The following is a 14361-nucleotide window of genomic DNA, read 5'->3' as shown; positions in this document are numbered from 1 at the left end:
AGGAAGGGGAAACGTAATGGCAGGGCATTCGAAATGGAACAATATTAAACGCCGTAAAGAAGCTCAGGATTCCAGGCGGGCAAAGATATTCACAAAATTGTCGAAGGAGATTTTCGCCGCTGTCCGGGAGGCAGGAGATGATCCCGACCAGAACCTTCGTTTGCGTATGGCGATCACAAAAGCGCGGGCAGCGAATATTCCAAATGAAAATATTACGCGGACCATCAAAAAAGCAAAAGGACAGGGCGCAGAACTGCAGTACGAAGAAATGACGTACGAAGGGTACGGCCCCGGCGGAGCGGCTGTAATGGTAAAAACGTTAACGGACAATAAAAACCGGACTGTGGCGGATATTCGCGCCGCTTTTAACAAAAATGGAGGAAACCTCGGGGAGAATGGCTGTGTCTCGTTTCTTTTCAATAAAGAAGGATTTCTGGCCGTCGACCGTGAAAACGTTGAATCCGATGAAGATACGTTCATGCTTGAAGCGGTGGAAGCCGGAGCGAATGATGTGGAGTACGATGACAACGGCTTTTATATTTACACGGAGCCCGAGGATTTCGAGGCTGTAAAAGGGGCTATGGAGCATACGTATCACTTTTCCACGGCGGAGGTTACCATGATTCCGGAAACGAAAGCCCAGTTAGAAGATGAGCATGCCCGGAAAATGCTCAAATTGATCGATACGCTGGAAGACAATGACGATGTGCAGAGCGTATACCATAACTTTGAAGCAGAAGAAGAGCAGATGGAACGTCTGGAAGTTTCCCAGTAAACCTTTCACCCCGGCGGTGGAAGGTTTTTAACGCGCAGCCGTTTGGCAGACTGGGCGAATAGTCATTTTTCAACGAGGGCGATCTTTGCTATGATATAGGAAAGCATGTTCGCATTTCAATAAGGCAAGGAGAGGACCGCAGTGATCGAATTCGTAAAGGGACGCGTGGATCATATAAAAGGAGACACGATCACGATTGAAAACAACGGGATCGGCTATTTAATCTATTGCTCTAATCCTTTTGTATTTAACGGCCAGCAGACAGATGAAGAAACAGTAGTATATACATATCAGTATGTAAAAGAGGACGTGAATCGTCTGTACGGCTTTCGTTCAAGAAAAGAGCGCGAGCTGTTTGAACAGCTGCTGCAGGTTTCGGGAATAGGGCCGAAAGGCGCTCAGGCGATTCTTGCCTCCGGGGACCCGGGGCAGGTCGTAGGAGCTATTGAAAACGAAGACGAAACGTTTTTAACGAAATTCCCGGGGGTCGGTAAAAAAACAGCAAAGCAGATGATTATCGACCTGAAAGGAAAACTGACCGGCGTTTATGATGCGGTAACAGTTGCGGGAGCGCCGGTGTCCCTGCTTGACGAGCAGCAGCCGGGCGGAGACCTCGAGGAAGCGCTTGAAGCGCTGACGGCTCTTGGCTACGGAGAAAAAGAAATCAAAAAAGTGCGCCCGCATTTGGAGAAAGAACAGCTGAGTGCAGATGAATATGTAAGAAAAGCCCTGCAGTGGATGCTCACATAGCAGAAAACGGAGGAGGAAAAATTCTTGGAAGATAGAATTGTTTCTCAGGAAGCAGAATCAGGAGAAGATTTGGTGGAACAAAGCATTCGTCCGGACCGGCTCCGGGAATATATCGGACAGCGGAAAGTAAAGGAAAACCTGGAAGTGTTTATTGAAGCGGCTAAGCTTCGGGAAGAGCCGCTTGACCATACATTGCTTTACGGACCGCCCGGCCTTGGAAAAACGACGCTTGCCATGATTATTGCACGTGAGATGAATGTAAACATCCGGACGACGAGCGGTCCTGCTATTGAAAGGCCCGGAGATCTGGCCGCGGTCATGACAGCTCTCGAGCCCGGTGACGTACTTTTTATCGATGAGATACACCGGCTCCCCCGGGCGGTGGAGGAAGTCCTCTACCCGGCGATGGAGGATTTTTGCATCGATATCGTGATTGGCAAGGACAGCTCTGCGCGTTCTGTCCGCCTTGATCTTCCCCCGTTCACGCTGATTGGCGCCACTACGAGAGCGGGCCTGCTTTCCGCACCGCTCAGAGATCGTTTTGGAGTGCATGCGCGCCTGGAATACTACGTGGAGGAGGACCTGGCTGAAATTGTCCGGCGTTCGGGAGATTTATTCCAGCTCAGTATTGATAAAGGGGCAGCCTACGAGCTGGCCAGAAGATCCCGCGGGACGCCCCGGGTAGTGAACCGGCTGCTGCGACGGGTGCGTGATTTTGCCCAGGTGCAGGGGGACGGAAGCATCACGATGGAACTGGCAAATCATGCCCTGGAACGGCTGCAGGTGGATAAGCTCGGCCTTGACCATATTGATCATAAATACCTGCTCGGCTTAATTGAAACCTTCCGGGGCGGCCCGGCCGGTGTGGAGGCAATAGCGGCGAAGATCGGGGAGGAGGCCCATACGCTTGAAGACGTGTATGAGCCGTATTTAATGCAGATCGGATTTTTGCAGCGGACGCCACGGGGAAGAAAAGCAGCTCCACTTGCGTACGAGCATTTCGGTTATCCGTATCAGGAAGAAAATACTTGAGCCGTATTTAAGGAGCCAGCACTTTGCGGTGCTGGATTTCTTTCGTGCATAAAACAGTAAACTCCTATATAATAGCTTTTGGTTTTACGTGATTGAACGAATAGGAAGGGTTAGCCATGAATATAAACGAATTTGATTTTGAACTGCCGGAGGAGCTGATCGCGCAGCATCCGCTGAAAGAACGGGATCAGTCCCGGATGCTCGTGATGAATACAAAGGAAGAGACCATTGCGCATGAACGTTTTCATCAGATTGAAGATCACCTTGAGGCTGGTGACTGTTTAGTGCTCAACAACACAAAAGTTTGGCCTGCAAGGCTCATTGGTGAAAAGAAAGAAACCGGTGCAGGGATAGAAGTGCTGCTGCTGCAGCAGGAGGGTGACACGTGGGAGACGCTTGTGAAGCCGGCGAAACGAGTGAAGCCTGGAACCGTAGTCACCTTCGGGGACGGACGTTTGACGGCAGAATGCACGAAGTTGCTTGATCACGGGGGGCGGGAGATGGTGTTCACCTATGACGGTATTTTTCTTGAGATTCTCGAGGAACTCGGCGAAATGCCCCTGCCTCCTTATATTAAAGAAAAACTTGAAGACCAGGACCGTTACCAGACTGTGTACGCCGAGCATTACGGCTCCGCTGCAGCTCCTACGGCAGGTCTTCACTTTACGTCGAATCTGCTTGAACGGCTGAAGGCAAAAGGGGTTCGGACGGCGCATGTGACGCTGCATGTCGGACTCGGGACGTTTCGCCCGGTATCCGCCGAAACGGTGGAGGAGCATGATATGCATGCGGAATTTTATCATCTCCCGCAGGAAGCAGCCGAAATTTTAAATGAAACGAAATCGGCAGGCAAACGTATAATTGCAGTGGGGACGACGTCAGCGCGTACGCTCGAAACCGTGGCAGGCAAACAGGAAAATAAATTTATGGAAGCGAGAGGCTGGACGGATATTTTCATTTATCCAGGCTATACGTTCCGGGGAATTGACGCGCTTTTGACAAATTTCCATCTGCCAAAATCTACACTGGTGATGCTTGTGAGCGCTCTTGCCGGGAAGGAATTTCTTTTCCGGGCATATGGGGAAGCCATACGCGAAAGGTACCGCTTTTTCAGTTTTGGGGATGCAATGCTTATACACTCGGGAGGAAATAACGAATGACCGCAGTAACATACGAACATATTAAGACGTGCCGGCAGTCAGGAGCTCGGCTCGGCAAGGTGCACACACCGCACGGGTCGTTTGATACTCCTGCCTTTATGCCGGTGGGGACGCTTGCCACCGTAAAAACATTAAGCCCGGAGGAACTGGAGTCGATGGGCGCAGGGATGATTTTAAGCAACACGTATCATTTATGGATACGGCCTGGCGAAGATATTGTGGAAGAAGCCGGCGGCCTGCATAAATTCATGAACTGGAATAAGCCAATTCTCACCGATTCCGGAGGTTTTCAGGTCTTCAGCCTGAGCAAGCTGCGGGATATTAAAGAAGAAGGCGTTCATTTCCGGAACCATATTTCCGGAGCTAAATTATTTCTCTCCCCGGAAAAAGCGATGCAGATTCAAAACTCTCTTGGCGCCGACGTGATGATGGCATTTGACGAATGCCCGCCTTATCCGGCCGAGGAAGAATACATGAAAGCATCTGTTGAGCGGACGACCAGATGGGCCGAAAGGTGTCTTGAGGCACATGCGCGTCCAAAGGATCAGGCGTTGTTTGGAATCGTGCAGGGCGGAGATTACCGGCATTTGCGTGAAAAATCTGCAAAAGAGTTGATTTCAATGGACTTTCCGGGTTACGCTATAGGCGGATTATCTGTTGGAGAGCCGAAGGAAACGATGAACCGAGTGCTGGAATATACGGCCCCGCTTCTTCCTCAAAACAAACCACGCTATTTGATGGGAGTCGGGTCGGCAGATGCGTTAATTGACGGATCTATCCGTGGGATAGATATGTTTGATTGCGTTCTTCCAACAAGAATCGGACGAAACGGTACGTGTATGACAAGCAAAGGCAGACTGGTCGTAAGAAATGCTTCAAATGCCAGAGACTTCCGCCCGATTGATGAGGCATGCGGGTGCTATACCTGCCGCAATTACTCAAGGGCTTACATCCGGCATCTGATCAAAAGTGAAGAAACGTTCGGCGTCCGGCTTACTTCGTACCATAACTTGTATTTCCTGCTGTCTTTAATGCAGCAAGTACGCGAGGCTATCCAGCAAGATCGTCTGCTCGATTTTCGGGAAACTTTTTTTGAACAATACGGCTTTAACCGTCCGGATGCTAAAAATTTCTAGATCGGGGAAGCTAAAGGGACAAGGGGTGAAACAGTGAGTACAATTATCGTATTGGTTTTGATGTTTCTCATATTCTATTTCCTTTTGATTCGTCCGCAGCAAAAGCAGCAGAAGCGGATCAAGGAAATGCATGCGAATCTGCAGAAGGGTGACCGTATCGTTACTATCGGCGGTATACACGGCACCATTGATGCTATTGATGAAAACAAACTTATCGTGGACGTAGACGGCAACATGAAATTGACATTTGACCGGAACGCGGTCCGCGAAACAGTAAATGAATAGTTTGTACAGAATTCCCGTTTATGAATAAACGGGGATTTTTTCATCCTGTGAAAAAAGTATGTTTGCCACATCTTCATGGTTAAGTATAATGAAAAACAGGAGGTGTTCTGATGGAAAAAGCCTGGGAAGAATGGAAGCCTGTTGTTTATCCGGCACTTGAGAGCAAAGTGAAGGAGTTTGAAACTCTGGGATACAAAAACATATATATAGACGAAATCTGGGAAATGAGCGTATGCCAAATGAAAAAACGTCAGGCTGAGCCGGAATTACATACAATTGTGCAAACAATACTGCATATGAAAATGCACGATTACATGCAGCAGAAAACGATCGAATCGTACAAAAAGATCGAACAAAAGAAAAACTATGATGAAGCCCTGGAGGAAATACTGGCCCAGGTGAGTGGTAATGTAGCAGAAAAGGTCGATTGACATTTAATTCTGCGAATACGTATAATTGCTTTTGTTTGAGAAACATTGAACGGCACGGATACAAAAGAGATGGACCAGACGGCACGCTCCGCTCTGGTTTATTTATGGGAGCAGAAGCATCATATAACGGCGGATCGAAGCACGGAAGGATGAACCTGTAATGGTAAAGAAATCAAGGATTGTTTATTTCTTTTTAATTATTTTTGCGCTGGCGGCGTTAATGATCCCAACGTCGGAGAAAATTGTGAACGGTATCGACCTCGGGCTTGATCTTCAGGGCGGATTTGAAGTGCTTTATGAAGTGGAGCCACAGGAGGAAGGACAGGAAATTACAGATGAAACTTTGCAGAACACGGTAGCTGCGCTGACGCAGCGGGTGGACATTTTGGGTGTTTCCGAGCCGAATATTACCATTGAAGGTGACAACCGTATAAGGGTGCAGCTCGCTGGTGTTGAAGACCAGCAGTCCGCACGGGAGCTGCTTTCTACAGAAGCGAACCTGAGCATCAGGGACGTAGACGATAATGAACGGCTGTCCGGAAGTGACATCCAGGAAGAAAGTGCCTCTGTGAACTTTGACGATTCAAACAACCCAATCGTCACGGTTTCCTTAAGAGACGGGGACCAGTTTGGACAAGTAACGGAAAATATTATTAATGAATACCAGCCTCCCGACAACCGGCTGGTCATCTGGCTGGATTACGAAGAAGGGGATTCCTACGAAGAGGAAGCCATGAAGGAGGATCCGAAATTCATATCTGCTCCGGCAGTGAGCGAGCCGCTGTATACACAGGACATTCAGATTGAAGGCAACTTTAGTGTCGAAGAAGCGGAAAACCTTGCGGATATTTTGAATTCGGGATCACTTCCTGTAAACCTCGAGGAAGTATATTCGAACTCGGTTGGTGCTTCACTTGGAGAACAGGCCATGGATAAAACCATTTTTGCAACGTTTATTGGCGTTGGGCTGATTTTCTTATTCATGCTCGTGTTCTACCGCTTTACGGGATTTATCGCTGTGTTAACGCTCAGTACATACATTTATTTTGTACTTGCGATGTTTAACTTTATCCAGGGAGTGCTCACACTGCCAGGTATAGCGGCACTTGTCCTTGGGGTCGGCATGGCTGTTGATGCGAATATTATTACGTATGAACGGATTAAAGAAGAGATCAAATACGGCAGATCCATTTTATCGGCGTACCGTTCAGGAGCAAGAAGGTCTCTTGGTACAATTATCGACGCGAACGTCACAACCCTGATTGCTGCCGGGGTGCTTTTCTACTTCGGAACAAGCTCGGTGCAGGGCTTTGCCCTGATGCTGATCGTGAGCATACTGGTAAGCTTCATTACGGCAGTGCTTGGTACAAGGCTGCTTCTCGGCCTATGGGTGAACAGCCGGATCTTTAATAAAAAACCGAAGGTGTTTGGCGTAAAGGAGCGTGACATCCATGAACCTTAATAACAGCAGGAAGATCTTAAAACGGGTGATTCCTTTCGTCAAATTCCGGAATGTCTTTTTCCTGATTACTCTCGCCTATGTTCTTGCCGGAGCCATACTTTTGTCAACGATCGGCTTGAACCTGGGCATTGACTTTCAAAGCGGATCAAGAGTAGAGGTCTCTGCAGACGAGCCATTAACCGAAGAACAGGTGCGCGCTGATTTTGAAGAGGTGCAAGGGAATTTGGAGCCGGATGATATTACACTTGGCGGAGATAATAATACAATTGCTTCCGCACGCTTTATCGGAGAGCTTTCCCAGGAGGAAATAGCTGCTGTGCAAACGTATTTTGAAGAAGAGTACGGAAGCGTTCCAAATACGGGCACGGTCTCTCCGCAGGTCGGCCAGGAGCTGGCGCAGAACGCATTTATATCTGTGCTGATTGCTTCGCTCGGACTGATAATTTATATCACGATCCGCTTTCAGTTTTTATACGGAGTTGCTTCGATTATTGCCCTTCTTCACGACGCCTTCTTTATTATTGGCTTTTTCAGCCTGCTGCAGGTGGAAGTGAATGTGCCGTTTATTGCAGCGGTTCTCACGATTGTAGGTTATTCCATTAACGATACGATTGTGACGTTTGACCGGATCCGGGAAAACATGCCCCCGGCAGAGGAAATTGAATCGTTTGAAGACCTGGCAGAAGTAGTGGATGTCAGTCTGAACCAGACGCTCACGCGCTCCATTAACACTGTTTTGACAGTCGTTTTTGCGGCCGCAGCGCTGTTTATTTTCGGCGGCGAAGGCATACGGTCATTTTCTCTCGCCCTTTTGATCGGCCTGGTTGCCGGAACGTATTCCTCCGTCTTCCTGGCAGCTCAGCTGTGGGTGATATGGAACTGGAAAAAAATTAAACGGAACCGTGAAAAGGTGCCAGCAGAAGAAGAACCAGAGTCGTAAAAACAAAGGCTTCCCTTTTGAAAGGGAGGCTTTTTATGGTTATTTTTGCAATTATACGGGTATAATAAAGAAGAACACAGATTGTGAAAGGAGTGAAAAAATGAAAGCACAAACAGGTTTAATCATGGGACTTATTTTAGCACTCATTATCGCTGTTTTTGCCGTGATTAATGTAAATAGCGTAGAAGTAAATTTATTGTTTGGCACAGGGGAATGGCCGCTGATTATTGTCATTCTGGTTTCTGTATTGCTTGGAGCGATGGTGGCAGGATTTCTCAGCATGTTCCGTATCTATAAGCTGAAAGCGGAAGTGCGCCGTCTCCGGAAAGCCTCGGATGATCACGGGGCCTCCGTCGGTTCAAGAACAACAGGCACTACGCACGAAAATGATGATAAAGGAAAATCCAGCCGTTCATCATAAATGCATTAATTTTCGCTTCTTTTCCCTTTTGCGGGAAAAGAAGCTTTTTTATGGAAGGAGGTGCAGATAAAATAGCTTTTATCCCGTAAGTATTTTCGATACAATAGTGAATGCAGACAAGGAACGTTTGAAAAGCTAAAGCAAGAAAAGAGGAAGAGGTATATGCTGCAGTCACGAACAAGATGGCATCAGCCCGAAGTGGACGAACGTCTGGCAGAACAGCTTAAAAAAGAGCTGAATGTAAGTGTAATATCTGCGCGGCTTCTTGCTGCAAGAGGATTTGAATCCGCAGAGAAAGTCCGGCAGATGATTCATAATGACTGGTCTATTGTACATAGCCCGTATCTGCTTGATGGAATGGAAGAAGCTGTCCGCCGTATTCAGCAGGCGGTTGAAAATAAAGAACGTATTCTCGTTTTCGGAGATTACGATGCGGACGGAGTGTCGAGCACCACTATTATGATCCGGCTCTTAACTGAACTTGGAGCTTCGTTTGGCTGGTATATTCCTAATCGGTTTACGGAAGGATATGGACCGAATGTTCCGGCTTTTCAGTCGGCTCATGATGAAGGAGCTTCACTCATTATTACCGTGGATACGGGTATCGCGGCGGTTAACGAAATCCAGGCCGCCAATGATTTAGGCATGGATGTTATTATTACCGACCACCACGAGCCGCCTCCGGAGCTGCCGCCTGCGTACGCAATCATTAACCCGAAAAAACCAGGCTGCACGTATCCGTTTAAAGAGCTTGCGGGGGTCGGGGTCGCCTATAAGTTAGCACATGCTCTTCTTACCGAGGAGCCTGTTCAATGGCTCGATATTGTCACGCTCGGCACGATCAGTGACCTTGTACCGCTCGTGGAGGAAAACCGGCTGTTCGTGCAGCGGGGACTCGACCTGTTAACGAATAGTAAGCTTCCCGGCATTCAGGCGTTAAAACGTATATGCAGCATTGAAGGGGAACAGCTTGAAGAAGACCATGTCGGCTTTGCGATGGGACCACGCCTGAACGCAGCGGGCCGGATGGAAGAAGCCGATCCGGCTGTGCATCTTCTGACTGCAGATGCGCTTGACGAAGCGGAATCGTGGGCGGAAATGATCGATGACCTTAATAATGAACGCAAATCGCTTGTGGAAAGTATGACCAAAGAAGCGGTGGAAGAAGTAGAAACGAACTTTCCTGTGGAGGACAATCCATTCATTATTGTGGCAGGAGAAGGATGGAATGCCGGCGTAATTGGCATCGTGGCGAGTCGTCTGGTGGAGAGGTACTACCGTCCGGTAATCGTTATGAGTATTGATGCTGCAAACGGGGAAGCCAAAGGCTCGGCAAGAAGCATTGAAGGCTTCGATATGTTTCAGGAGCTTTCGAAAAACCGCGACGTGCTCCAAAAGTTCGGAGGGCACCCAATGGCGGCCGGCATTTCTTTGGATCCTGCCGATATCGACACCCTGAGGACCCGCATGGTCAGCCAGGCAAAAGAAACGCTGAGCAGCGAACTGCTTGTTCCGGCGACGCACATTGACGTGCATGTTTCGGTAAATGACATTACGATTGAGGCGGTCGAAGACCTTCGAAATCTGGCGCCGTTTGGCGTTGGCAATCCAAAGCCGGTTTTCCGGATTGAAAAAACGGTTCTCGAATCAGTGAAAACGATAGGTGCGTCGAAAAATCACTTAAAGATGGCACTGGCTGCCGGTGGGAAAAAGCTTGATTGTGTCGGATTTCATCTCGGGTATTTATCGGAAAGTCTGACAGAAAATGAAGAGGTCTCCGTCGTTGGGGAGCTGAGTATCAATGAATGGAACGGCTTCCGCAAGCCGCAGCTGTTTTTAAAGGATGCGAAGGTGGAGCAGATTCAAATATTTGACCGCAGAAAAGAAAAGCGGGTGACGTTTGCGGACAATACAGACACGGCAGTTCTGGCTTTCACAGAAGAACAGCGGAAAGAGCTGGCGGCATCTGCGGGACACGCTGCCATTCTTAACGGGACCGATATGGAAGGTCAGACGCATCACGCGGCGAATGTAGTGATAGCGGATATGCCGGCCTCTCTCGATACGCTGAAGCAGGCACTTGAGGTATTCCCGCAGGCGGCGAACATTTATGTCTACTTTCAGGGAAGAGAAAAAGCGTATTTTCATTCGATGCCTTCAAGAGAACAGTTTAAATGGTATTACGCTTTCCTGAAAAAGCGCGGTTCGTTTGATCTGAACAGCCAGGGCAGGAAACTGGCCGAATATAAACAGTGGAAGACGGAAGATTTGTTTTTTATGAGTCAAGTGTTTTTTGAATTAGGTTTTGTTAAAATGAAGGATGCGGTTGTCTCGGCAGAGGAAAAGCCTGCGAAAAAAGATTTAACTGACTCCTCCTCCTACCAGGAAAAAATGGAGGCGAGAAATGTCGAGCAGGAATTAATGTTTACTCCGTTTCCGCAATTAAAAAAACGGCTCCTTTCCTGGCTGCCGGAAAAGGAAGAAACTATATTAGATACTAGGAAGAAGGTAAACCATGGACTTTAAAGATTACATAACAGTGATCGAAGATTTTCCTGAAAAGGGAATCCGGTTTAAAGATATTACAACTCTTATGCAGAATGGCCCGGCGTACCGGGAGGCTATCGACAACATGATCGAATTTGCCGGAAAGCATGATGTTGATGTAATTGTCGGCCCGGAGGCAAGAGGATTTGTAGTCGGATGCCCGGTTGCTTATGCAATGGAAAAAGCATTTGTACCGATCCGCAAGGAAGGCAAGCTGCCACGGGAAACCATTACGGAGGATTACGGCCTGGAATACGGGGAAGCGAGCCTGTCGATTCATACAGACGCCATTAAGCCGGGCCAGCGGGTGCTTATCACCGATGACCTGCTTGCTACTGGAGGCACCGTAAGAGCTACTGTGCAGCTGGTGGAAAAGCTGGGGGGAGTTGTAGCCGGCCTCGCATTCTTTATCGAGCTTTCCTATCTGGAGGCAAGAAACAACAAAGAATTGAATGACTACAATATCTATTCTCTAGTCACGTTTGATTAATAGGGATATTTGTCTTAAGCCCCCTGCCAACCAGTGGTTCGGGGGTTATTATTATACCTGGAAGAGTCTGTGGCGGAAAAAAGGCCTGAGGCTTGAAATTAGAGTCAATTAGCGTTATATTTCTTCATATTCAGATATTTATGTCCGGTAGGTGTACCGTGTATCTATTATAAGGTGGAAAGGCGAATAAGGGTGATTCCATGACGATTGATGAAGTAATGGAAAAAGCGGGCGTTTATTTATCCGAAGCGAATGTTGCTTTTTTGGATAAAGCTTATCATTATGCAGAAAAAGCCCATCAGGAACAATACCGGAAGTCAGGCGAGCCTTATATCCTGCACCCTATTCAGGTAGCCGGTATTCTAATAGAACTGCAGTTGGATCCTGATACGATCGCGGCTGCTTTTATGCATGATGTGGTAGAAGACACAGAAGTGACCGTCGAAGATCTCGAACGGGAATTTAACAGCGAAGTTGCCATGCTTGTCGACGGTGTCACAAAGCTGAAAAAAATTAAATACAAATCGAAGGAACAGCAGCAGGCGGAAAACCACCGCAAGATGGTGGTCGCAATGGCCAAGGACATCCGGGTGATCCTGATTAAGCTTGCAGACCGCCTGCACAACATGCGGACCCTGAAGCATCTTCCACCGGAAAAGCAGCGCCGTATTTCTAATGAAACATTGGAAATTTTTGCCCCGCTTGCTCATCGATTAGGTATTTTCACAATCAAATGGGAGCTTGAGGATACGGCGCTCCGTTACCTCGAGCCCCAGCAGTATTACCGTATTGTGAATTTGATGAAACAAAAGCGCGCCGAACGGGAAGAATACATTGACCAGGTAATTGATAACATTCAGGAAAACGTGAATGATTTAAAAATCAATGCCGAAATGTACGGGCGGCCGAAGCATATCTACAGCATTTACCGAAAAATGGTGAAGGATAAAAAGCAGTTTAATGAAATTTATGACCTGCTGGCTGTACGTATTATTGTTGACAGCATTAAGGACTGCTACGCCGTGCTTGGAATCATTCACACCTGTTGGAAGCCGATGCCGGGCCGGTTCAAGGACTATATCGCCATGCCGAAGGCGAATATGTACCAGTCCCTTCATACGACCGTCATCGGGCCGAACGGTGAGCCTCTTGAAGTACAGATACGCTCCAGGGAAATGCACCGTATCGCCGAATTTGGTGTAGCAGCTCACTGGGCGTATAAGGAGGGCAAAGACGCGCAGAACAAACAGTCCCTTGAAGACAAGCTCACCTGGTTCCGTGAAATTCTGGAATGGCAGGATGATACACCGGACGCCCAGGAGTTCATGGAATCGCTCAAGATCGATTTATTTTCCGACATGGTATTTGTGTTCACGCCAAAGGGCGATGTCATTGAGCTACCCCGGGGGTCAGTTCCTATAGACTTTGCCTACCGTATTCATACGGAGATCGGCAACCGGTCGATTGGGGCAAAGGTGAATGGCAAAATGGTGCCGCTCGATCATGAGCTGACCACCGGCGATATTGTGGAAATGCTTACGTCCAAGCATTCCTACGGGCCAAGCCAGGATTGGCTGAAGCTGACGAAAAGCTCTCATGCCAAAAACAAAATTAAACAGTTTTTCAAAAAAGAACGGCGTGAAGAAAATATTCAAAAAGGCCGTGAAATGGTGGAGCGCGAGCTGCGGGCGCAAAACTACGAGCCAAAAGAGATATTAAACGAAGAGAACCGGCAGGAAACAGCCGACAAATTCAGCTTTTCCAACGATGAGGATATGTTTGCGGCAGTAGGGTATAACGGGGTCAGTCCGAAGCAGATCGTTACAAGGCTGACTGACCGGGCCCGCCAGGAGCAGGAACAGGCGGCTGAACAAAAGTCTGTAGCTGAAGCTGTCAAAGACGTACAGCCGGCAACGCCGACGAGAAAGACTGGTGCCGGAGTGAGAGTGAAAGGCGTCGATAATCTGCTCGTGCGCCTGTCGCGGTGCTGTAACCCGGTTCCCGGCGATGAAATTGTAGGCTTTATTACGAAAGGCCGGGGCGTTTCCGTGCACCGGAGCGACTGTCCAAATATTAAAAACGAAGATTCAGAACCGCGTCTATTGTCTGTGGAATGGGAAGGCGCGGCTGAGAAATCGAAAAACTATAATGTGGATATTGAAGTGACCGGCTATGACCGGCGCGGGCTTTTAAATGCTGTGCTGCAGGCGGTGACTGAAACGAAAACCAACATGAGCGCTGTCAGCGGCAAAGCAGATAAGAACAAAATGGCTATTATTCACGTAACAGTAAATATCAGCAATACCGATCACCTGCGGCGGGTTGTGGATAAAATTAAGGGGCTCCCTGACATTTATTCCGTGCGGCGGGTGATGCATTAACGATTTACCGGAAAGAAAGGGTCGTTCAGCGTGAAAGTGGTACTGCAGAGAAGCAAAGAGGCGGCGTGCCGCGTCGGGGATGAAGTAACAGGAGAAATATCTTCAGGACTGGTGCTTTTTGTAGGCATTCACGGAGAGGATACGAAAAGGGATCTGGCGTGGATGGCAGAAAAGGTGAGCAATCTCCGCGTTTTTGAGGACGAAGCGGGGAAAATGAACCGGTCTGTGCTCGATGTAGGCGGCCGCGTGTTATCTATTCCTCAGTTTACGCTCTATGGTAATACGCAGAAAGGACGCCGGCCGAACTTTATGGAGGCGGCCCCGCCAGAGCAGGCTAAAGCATACTACCTCCAGTTTAACGAACTTCTCGCAGAACAAAGTGTTCACGTGGAAACAGGCGTTTTCGGAGCGGATATGGATATATCTCTTACGAATGACGGCCCGGTGACACTCATACTGGATTCCCCGAAAAGCCAGGGAAATGGTTGACAATCCCCGGGAAGATTCGTAAGATTGTTTTACAGAAGAACAGCTAAAGCCGATGATAAAGA

General features: G+C 48.3%; 14 protein-coding genes and 1 other annotated feature (1 of these 15 cut by a window edge). All 14 genes read left to right on the top strand.

Annotated elements, in window-relative coordinates:
- Positions 1-16: 16 nt before the first annotated feature.
- The 14 genes from ACTTK7_RS09045 (at position 17) to dtd (ending at position 14299) form a co-directional block, all read left to right on the top strand.
- Positions 17-775, top strand: a complete 759-nt coding sequence (locus ACTTK7_RS09045) for a YebC/PmpR family DNA-binding transcriptional regulator (protein WP_462867571.1) — start codon at positions 17-19, stop codon at positions 773-775.
- Positions 776-916: 141 nt separating this feature from the next.
- Positions 917-1525, top strand: coding sequence for a Holliday junction branch migration protein RuvA (ruvA, locus tag ACTTK7_RS09040; RefSeq protein ID WP_462867569.1), 609 nt, complete (start codon positions 917-919; stop codon positions 1523-1525).
- Positions 1526-1549: 24 nt separating this feature from the next.
- Entirely contained in the window at positions 1550-2557 is a 1008-nt protein-coding gene (gene ruvB / locus ACTTK7_RS09035) for a Holliday junction branch migration DNA helicase RuvB (RefSeq protein WP_462867567.1), read from the top strand.
- A gap of 116 nt (positions 2558-2673) precedes the next feature.
- On the top strand, positions 2674-3717 hold the full coding sequence (queA, locus tag ACTTK7_RS09030) for a tRNA preQ1(34) S-adenosylmethionine ribosyltransferase-isomerase QueA (protein ID WP_462867566.1): 1044 nt from the start codon (positions 2674-2676) through the stop codon (positions 3715-3717).
- On the top strand, positions 3714-4853 hold the full coding sequence (tgt, locus tag ACTTK7_RS09025; protein WP_462867564.1) for a tRNA guanosine(34) transglycosylase Tgt: 1140 nt from the start codon (positions 3714-3716) through the stop codon (positions 4851-4853). The genes queA and tgt overlap by 4 nt, the downstream gene beginning before the upstream one ends.
- 33 nt (positions 4854-4886) lie before the next feature.
- Positions 4887-5138 carry a preprotein translocase subunit YajC gene (gene yajC, locus ACTTK7_RS09020; RefSeq protein WP_022793796.1) on the top strand — a complete coding sequence of 84 codons (252 nt, stop codon included), beginning with the start codon at positions 4887-4889 and terminating at the stop codon, positions 5136-5138.
- Positions 5139-5248: 110 nt separating this feature from the next.
- On the top strand, positions 5249-5569 hold the full coding sequence (locus ACTTK7_RS09015) for a post-transcriptional regulator (RefSeq protein ID WP_462867563.1): 321 nt from the start codon (positions 5249-5251) through the stop codon (positions 5567-5569).
- Positions 5570-5729: 160 nt separating this feature from the next.
- Positions 5730-7031 (top strand): protein translocase subunit SecD, encoded by a 1302-nt coding sequence (gene secD, locus ACTTK7_RS09010; protein ID WP_462867561.1) that lies wholly within the window; start codon positions 5730-5732, stop codon positions 7029-7031.
- Complete coding sequence (gene secF / locus ACTTK7_RS09005; protein WP_462867560.1) at positions 7021-7971, top strand: protein translocase subunit SecF; 951 nt, start codon at positions 7021-7023, stop codon at positions 7969-7971. Before secD ends, secF begins: the two co-directional genes overlap by 11 nt.
- Positions 7972-8071: 100 nt before the next feature.
- Entirely contained in the window at positions 8072-8392 is a 321-nt protein-coding gene (locus ACTTK7_RS09000; RefSeq protein ID WP_462867559.1) for a LapA family protein, read from the top strand.
- Between the two features lie 162 nt (positions 8393-8554).
- Positions 8555-10918 carry a single-stranded-DNA-specific exonuclease RecJ gene (gene recJ, locus ACTTK7_RS08995; protein ID WP_462867557.1) on the top strand — a complete coding sequence of 788 codons (2364 nt, stop codon included), beginning with the start codon at positions 8555-8557 and terminating at the stop codon, positions 10916-10918.
- Positions 10908-11429 (top strand): adenine phosphoribosyltransferase, encoded by a 522-nt coding sequence (locus ACTTK7_RS08990; protein ID WP_462867555.1) that lies wholly within the window; start codon positions 10908-10910, stop codon positions 11427-11429. Before recJ ends, ACTTK7_RS08990 begins: the two co-directional genes overlap by 11 nt.
- Before the next feature lie 200 nt (positions 11430-11629).
- Positions 11630-13810, top strand: coding sequence for a RelA/SpoT family protein (locus ACTTK7_RS08985; protein WP_462867553.1), 2181 nt, complete (start codon positions 11630-11632; stop codon positions 13808-13810).
- 30 nt (positions 13811-13840) lie between these two features.
- Positions 13841-14299, top strand: a complete 459-nt coding sequence (gene dtd / locus ACTTK7_RS08980) for a D-aminoacyl-tRNA deacylase (RefSeq protein WP_462867551.1) — start codon at positions 13841-13843, stop codon at positions 14297-14299.
- A gap of 43 nt (positions 14300-14342) precedes the next feature.
- Positions 14343-14361: a binding site (T-box leader), on the top strand; it runs 207 nt beyond the window's last position.

The organism is Marinococcus tarijensis (genome assembly GCF_054971385.1).
The sequence above is the reverse complement of the archived record's forward strand: the minus strand, read 5'-3'. Positions and strand labels throughout refer to the sequence as shown.